This window comes from Gemmata sp. (genome assembly GCF_051859125.1).
Taxonomy (GTDB): Bacteria; Planctomycetota; Planctomycetia; order Gemmatales; family Gemmataceae; genus Gemmata.
Map to the genome: position 1 here is coordinate 1 of NZ_JBHYGG010000161.1, position 6,518 is coordinate 6,518.

The 6,518-nt window shown below is 70.1% G+C and carries 3 protein-coding genes and 1 pseudogene; 3 read left to right on the forward strand and 1 reads right to left on the reverse strand.

Annotated elements, in window-relative coordinates:
• A pseudogene (locus tag ACTIGN_RS15275) lies at positions 1 to 820 on the reverse strand (hypothetical protein); the annotation flags it as partial.
• Between the two features lie 500 nt (positions 821 to 1,320).
• Here ACTIGN_RS15275 and ACTIGN_RS15280 point away from each other — a divergent pair.
• The 3 genes from ACTIGN_RS15280 (at position 1,321) to ACTIGN_RS15290 (ending at position 6,403) form a co-directional block, all read left to right on the forward strand.
• Positions 1,321 to 2,979 carry a hypothetical protein gene (locus tag ACTIGN_RS15280; protein WP_439625293.1) on the forward strand — a complete coding sequence of 553 codons (1,659 nt, stop codon included), beginning with the start codon at positions 1,321 to 1,323 and terminating at the stop codon, positions 2,977 to 2,979.
• Positions 2,980 to 3,087: 108 nt separating this feature from the next.
• On the forward strand, positions 3,088 to 4,281 hold the full coding sequence (locus ACTIGN_RS15285) for an ATP-grasp domain-containing protein (RefSeq protein WP_439625295.1): 1,194 nt from the start codon (positions 3,088 to 3,090) through the stop codon (positions 4,279 to 4,281).
• A gap of 187 nt (positions 4,282 to 4,468) precedes the next feature.
• Entirely contained in the window at positions 4,469 to 6,403 is a 1,935-nt protein-coding gene (locus ACTIGN_RS15290) for a S9 family peptidase (protein ID WP_439625297.1), read from the forward strand.
• Positions 6,404 to 6,518: the final 115 nt, after the last annotated feature.

A 6,518-nucleotide genomic window follows, 5' to 3' on the forward strand; every position in this document is an offset into this window, starting at 1 on the left:
CCCTCACCCGCGACTCGCAGAGCCTCGTCGCGACCTCTCCCCCGAGACCGGGGGCATCGGCGAGTGCGGAACGCGGAGTGGGGAGTGCGGAATGAAGACCGGGTTGGAACTCCGCGATCCGAGTTCCGCACTCCGCACTTCCTGAGCCCCCCGTCCGGGGGGAGAGGTCGCCGCGCTTCGCGGCGGGTGAGGGGGCCGCGCTCGCGAGGTCGTGGGGCGCACGCGCCGCTCCACTTGCCGGCCCGCTCGGGTCGTGCGGGGCGCGCGGCACGCCGGTGCCCGTCGCGTCTGGGTTGTCGGGCGGCGGGTTCTTGAGTTTGTGGCGCTTGAGCATGTCGGCGTGGGCCCGTGCGAAGCCGCGGTCGAAGTCGGGGAGGCACGCGGCCTCGATCTTGTCGTGCCGGGCGCGCTCCTCGGGGGTCATCGCGCACTGGAACAATACCTCCTCGGCGTCCTCGGGCCGCAGCCCTTCGAGGCGCGGGTCCACGCGCGGCGGCCGGTCCTTCACCGGGCGGCGGTGCCGGATTCGCGTCATGCACACCCGCGAGAGCGTCTCGGCGGCGCGGCGCGCGGCCCTCACGTCGTCGCCGCGGAGCCGCTTGCGGAGGAACCGCATGGACTCGGCCGCGGCGTCGGCGATCACCTCGCGCCGCGCCCGTGCGGCGGCGCGCTGGTACGCCGGGTTGAACCGGCACAGCGCCTTGAGTTCGTCGGCGTCCATGTCGAGCGCGGCGGCGACGGCGGCCCAGGTCGAGCCCTCGGCGCGGAGGTCCGCGGCGCGGGACAGCACGGCCTCCATGTCGAGGGTAAGCATGGGCATGTGAGCACGCGGGGGAAGGGGATGTCGGGTGGGCATCACAGACCCAGGGTTTGCACCCTGGGCTACGCACTGCCGCCCCCTTTCGGGGGCTTCAATGCTTTAAGTCCCGGAGGGACGACAGTCCGTAGCCCAGGGTGCAACCCCTGGGGCCGAGGGGCTACGCACTGCCGCCCCCTCTGGGGGCTCGGAGGTTTTGAGTCCCGGAGGGACGACAGTCCGTAGCCCAGGGTGCAAACCCTGGGACCCCTGGGCTACGCGGACCGACCAACCACCCGAGTCCCGGAGGGACGACAGGCCGTAGCCCAGGGTGCAAACCCTGGGGCTTCGTGCAAACCCCGGGGCAATAGACGTGTCTATCTGTACATGCCGAACGATCCGGGCCGCGTCAAACGGGAATCGCGGAAACGCGTGCGGCCGTCGGTCCCGCTCGCGCCCTCACCCTTCGGTTCGCAATCCCGTACTACTCTTCCATCGGTCCGTTCGGCTGGCGGAGGCGCGCTGTGAACCGGTTCCTGCGACCCGAGACGCTGTTCTTCCTGCTCGTCTGGGTCGGGACGCTGTTCGCGTTCCGCGAGCGCGGGTTCTGGGACCCCGGGTCGCTGTGGCACATCGTCGTCGGCCAGATCACCCTCGACCGCGGCATCCCGCAGACCGACCCGTTCAGCTACACGTTCGAGGGGCAGCCGTGGGTGCCGCAGCAGTGGGGCTCGGAGGTCCTCATGGCCGTCGCCCACGACCGCGGCGGCTTCGACCTGATGCTCCTCGCGTTCGCCACCGGCGTCGCGGCGCTGTTTACGCTGATCTTCCGGCGCTGCGTCCTTTCGCCGGCCCGTGACGTACCCGGAACCGAGTACGGCGGCGGCATGGGACCGATGCTCGCGGCGCTGGTCGTGGGCGGGGGCATTTTTGTGGGCGCGTTCCACTACTACGTCCGCCCGCACATGTTCACCATCGCGCTCCTCGGGTGGACGATGATGTGCGCCATCGACTACGAGCGCGGGTGGTGCTCGATCCGGCGGCTCGCGTGGCTGGTCCCGCTGTACGTCGTGTGGACGAACCTGCACGGCGGCGTCCTCGGCGGCACGATGACGCTCGGCCTGTGTGTCGCGGGTTGGGGGGTGTTGTTCCTGGCGAGCGGGGGGCGTCAGCCCCCCGAGGTGCCCGGAGGGGAGAAGACTCGGGGGGCTGACGCCCCCCGCTCGCCCATCACGAACTGGCCCGTCGCGTTCGCACTCGTCGGCATCGTGAGCGCGTGCCTGCTCACGCCGCTCGTCAACCCGCACGGGCTGCGGATGCTCGACATCTGGCAGCGGCTGCTCGCGTCCAAGGTGATGCCGCAGGTCATCAGCGAGCACAAGCCGATGGACCCGACCTCGCAGACCGGCATCATGATCGTCGGGATGGCCGCGGTGTACGTGGTGCTGCTCCTCAGCACGCTCCCGAAGTGGCCGCGCGTGACGTGGCTGATCCCGCTCGTGTGGCTCGTGCTCACGTTCAAGAGCATCCGCCACGGGCCGCTGTTCGCGATCACCGCCGCGGTGTGCATCGCCGACCTGTGGCGGTTCACCGCACTTCACCGCTACCTCGTGAAGAACGGCGACGGCTCGCTCGCGTGGAACCCCGAGGACGACCCCGCGCGGGTAGCGCTCGTTCGCGGCGGAACGCGGTGGTGGGTGATCCCGGCGGCTCTCGTCGCGCTGGCGGCGGCGCTCGACGTCGCCCGCGTGCCGGTGCCGGTCATCGGGGCCGGGTGGGTGCAGATGGACGTGAACGAGGTGCCCGTCGATCTGAACCCCGCGGTGCGCGTCATCCCGCCGGGGTCGCGGGTGTTCAACGACCTCGACCTCGGCGGCTACCTCATCTACTACGCGCCGACGCTGAAGATCTACATGGACGACCGGTGCGAGCTGTACGGCGACGACATGCTCAGGGAGTACATCGACGCGATCAAGTCGCCGCCCGAGGAGTTCGGCGCGAAGCTGGAGGGCTGGCGCGACCGGTGGGGCTTCGACTACGCCGTCATCACCTCGAACCCGCCGGACGACACCAAGCCCGACAACGGGAAGTCGCGCCGCGAACAATACTTCCTCGCGCACCCCGAGCGGTGGCGGGAACTCGGCCGCGGGAGCCGCGCCGTGGTCTTCGAGCGCGTCCGCTGAAATGCGGAGTGCGGAATTCGGAATGCGGATTGAAAGGCAATAAGACATGGGAGCGCGGCGCTCCGCTGTCTGGACTCCGCGCTCCGAATTCCGCACTCCGCACTTGCTATGAACGTCCTCTGCCTCGCCAGCTACTTCAAGGGGAACCGGTTCCTCGAACGCCTGAAGGCCGACGGGCACGCGGCGTACCTGCTCACCGTCGAAGGCGCGCTCGGCGAGCCGTGGGCGCGGGGCGCGTGCGCCGACGTGTTCGCGGTCAAGGACTTCCACGACCGCCGCGGGCTCCTCAACACGGTGGCGTTCCTCACCCGCGGGCTGGCGTTCGACCGCGTCGTCGCGCTCGACGACTTCGACGTCGAGGTCGGCGCGCTCGTCCGCGAGCACCTGCGCGCCACCCACCTCGGGCTCGGCGAGTCGCCGGCGCGGCTGTTCCGCGACAAGCTCGCGATGCGCGTGAAGGCCCGCGAACTTGGCGTCACCATCCCGGACTTCTGCCCGCTGTTCAACGACCGCGAGGTGAACGCGTTCCTCGCCCGCGTGCCCGGCCCGTGGCTCGTGAAGCCGCGGGGCGAGGCGTCGGCTGCCGGGATACGGAAGGCCCACACGCAAGACGAGGTGTGGCGGCGGATCACCGAACTCGGCGACGACCGCTCGTTCCACCTCATCGAGCAGATGGTCCCCGGCGACCTGTACCACGTCGATTCGCTGAGCGCGAACGGGAAGGTGGTGTTCGCCGAGGTGAACGGCTACTGGCGGCCGCTGCTCGACGTGTACCAGGGCGGCGGCGTGTACGCGACGCGGACCGTGCCGCGGGACCGGCCCGAGGTCGCGGCGCTGCGGGCGGTGAACGAGCGGGTGCTGACCGGGTTCGGGCTCGGCTGGGGCGCGTCGCACACCGAGTTCATGCGGGCGCACGCCGACGGCAAGTTCTACTTCATCGAGACGTCGGCCCGCGTCGGCGGCGCGCACACGGCCGACATGGTCGAGCACGCGACCGGGGTGAACCTGTGGTCCGAGTGGGCCGCGCTCGAGGTCGCCCGCGGCACCGACGCCTACCGGCTCCCGGCGCTGAAGGCGCGGTTCGGCGGGGTGGTGATGTCGCTGTCGCGGTACGAGACGCCGGACACGTCGGGGTTCACCGACCCGGAGATCGTCCACCGGGCCGACGTGAAGCACCACATCGGGTTCGTGGTCGCCGCCGACACCCCCGGCCGCGTCGAAGCGCTGCTCACGTCGTACATCGCGCGCATCGCCCGCGACTTCGGCGCCGTCCTCCCCGGGGCCGACAAGGTGTCGCACTGACGCACCGGGGGATCTTGGCGAGCGGGGGACGTGAGTCCCCCGGTAGCTGAGAATGGCGGTTCTACCGGGGGACTCACGTCCCCCGCTCGCCAAAAGGCCCAACGCAGGTGTCGCACAGACGCGCCGCAGGGCCGCCCGGCCCGGTCCGTATAATCACGTCGCGTTCACCACCCGGGAGGGACTCTCGATGAGCCGAGCCACACTGTTGGCCGCGATCACCATGCTGACCACCGCCGTCACGGCGTCCGCCGCGCTGCCGCCCCTGATCCCCCGCGACGTGCTGTTCGGGAACCCGGACAAGGCCGGCCCGCAGGTCAGCCCGGACGGCAAGCACCTCGCGTACCTCGCGCCGGACGACAAGAACGTCATGCAGGTGTGGGTGCGGCCGCTCGACAAGGGCGACGCGAAGAAGATCACCGGCGACGAGAAGCGCGGCGTCCGGTCGTACTTCTGGGCGCACGACGGCAAGCACCTGCTGTACCTCCAGGACGCCGGCGGCGACGAGAACTTCCACCTGTTCGCGGCCGACCTCGCGACCGCCAAGACCCGCGACCTGACCCCGTTCCCGGGCGTCCGCGTGCAGGGCGTGGACCTCGACAAGGACCACCCGGACACGGTCCTCGTCGGGCTCAACAAGCGGACCAAGGCCGCGTTCGACATGCACCGGGTCACCATCTCGACGGGCGAGGAGAAGCTCGACACCGAGAACCCCGGCAACGTCCTCGGGTGGACCACCGACAAGGACTTCGTGATCCGCGCCGCCACCGCCGCCAACGCGAAGGAGGGCGGGTACGACCTCCTGGTGCGGGCCAAGCCCGGCGACGAGTGGAAGACGATCAAGCACTGGACCGTCGAGGAGCAGGGCTCCGCGGCCGGGTTCGGGGCCGACGCGAACACGCTGTACGTCGTCGGCAACCACGACGCGAACACCATGCGGCTCGTGAAGCTCGACCTCGCCACGGGCAAGGAAGAGGTCGTCGCCGAGGACAAGGAGTACGACATCGGCGGCGCGATGATCGACGAGAAGCGCCGCGTGCCGCTCGCCGTGTCGGTCACCCGCGCCCGCACCGAGTGGAAGGTGCTCGACGACAGCGTGAGGGCGGACTTCGAGGCGCTCGCCAAGGTGCGCCGCGGCGACTTCGCGGTGAGCAGCCAGACCACGGACCAGTCGAAGTGGGTCGTCGCGTACACCGCCGACAACGGCCCGGTCGCGTACTACCTCTACGACCGCCCGACCAAGAAGGCCGAGCTGCTGTTCGTCAACAACTCGAAGCTGGAGAAGGTGCAACTCGCGGAGACCGAGCCGATCAGCTACAAGGCGAAGGACGGGCTCACGGTCCACGGCTACCTGACGAAGCCGCTCGGGGTCGAGGCGAAGAACCTGCCGACGGTGCTGCTCGTCCACGGCGGCCCGTGGGCGCGCGACTCGTGGGGGTTCAACCCGCTCGCGCAGTTCCTCGCGAACCGCGGGTACGCCGTGCTCCAGGTGAACTTCCGCGGCAGCACCGGGTACGGCAAGGCGTTCCTCAACGCCGGCAACCGCGAGTGGGCCGGGAAGATGCACCAGGACCTGCTCGACGCCGTCGAGTGGATCACGAAGGAGGGCGTCGCCGACCCGAAGAAGGTCGCGATCATGGGCGGCAGCTACGGCGGGTACGCGACGCTCGTCGGGCTCACGTTCACGCCCGAGGTGTTCGCGTGCGGGGTGGACATCGTCGGCCCGAGCAACATCACCACGCTGCTCAAGACGATCCCGCCGTACTGGGCCCCGATGAAGGCGCTGTTCGCCAAGCGGGTCGGCGACCCGGAGAAGGAGGAGGCGTTCCTCAAGGAGCGGTCCCCGCTGTTCAAGGTGGACGCGATCCAGCGGCCGCTCTTGATCGGCCAGGGCGCGAACGACCCGCGGGTGAAGGTGGCGGAGAGCGACCAGATCGTGGACGCGATGCGGAAGGCCGGCAAGCCGGTCGAGTACGTGCTGTACCCGGACGAGGGGCACGGGTTCGTGCGGCCCGAGAACCGGCTGCACTTCTTCGCGGTGACCGAGCAGTTCCTGGCGAAGCACCTGGGCGGCCGCGCCGAGCCCGTCGGCGAGATCAAGGGCCACTCGGGCCAGGTGAAGTAGAAGAGCCGCAGGGGCGGTCGGACGTGACCGCACTCCGTTGAACTCCTCTTGGGATACGCAGAAAGTGGCTGGCGGGCCGCCACGGAGGGCGGCCCCTACCAGACCAGGGGTCTTT

Coding starts and splice junctions, on each gene's coding strand:
- ACTIGN_RS15285 (WP_439625295.1), top strand. CDS start 3,088: ATGAACGTCCTCTGCCTCGCCAGCTACTTCAAGGGGAACCGGTTCCTC.
- ACTIGN_RS15290 (WP_439625297.1), top strand. CDS start 4,469: ATGAGCCGAGCCACACTGTTGGCCGCGATCACCATGCTGACCACCGCC.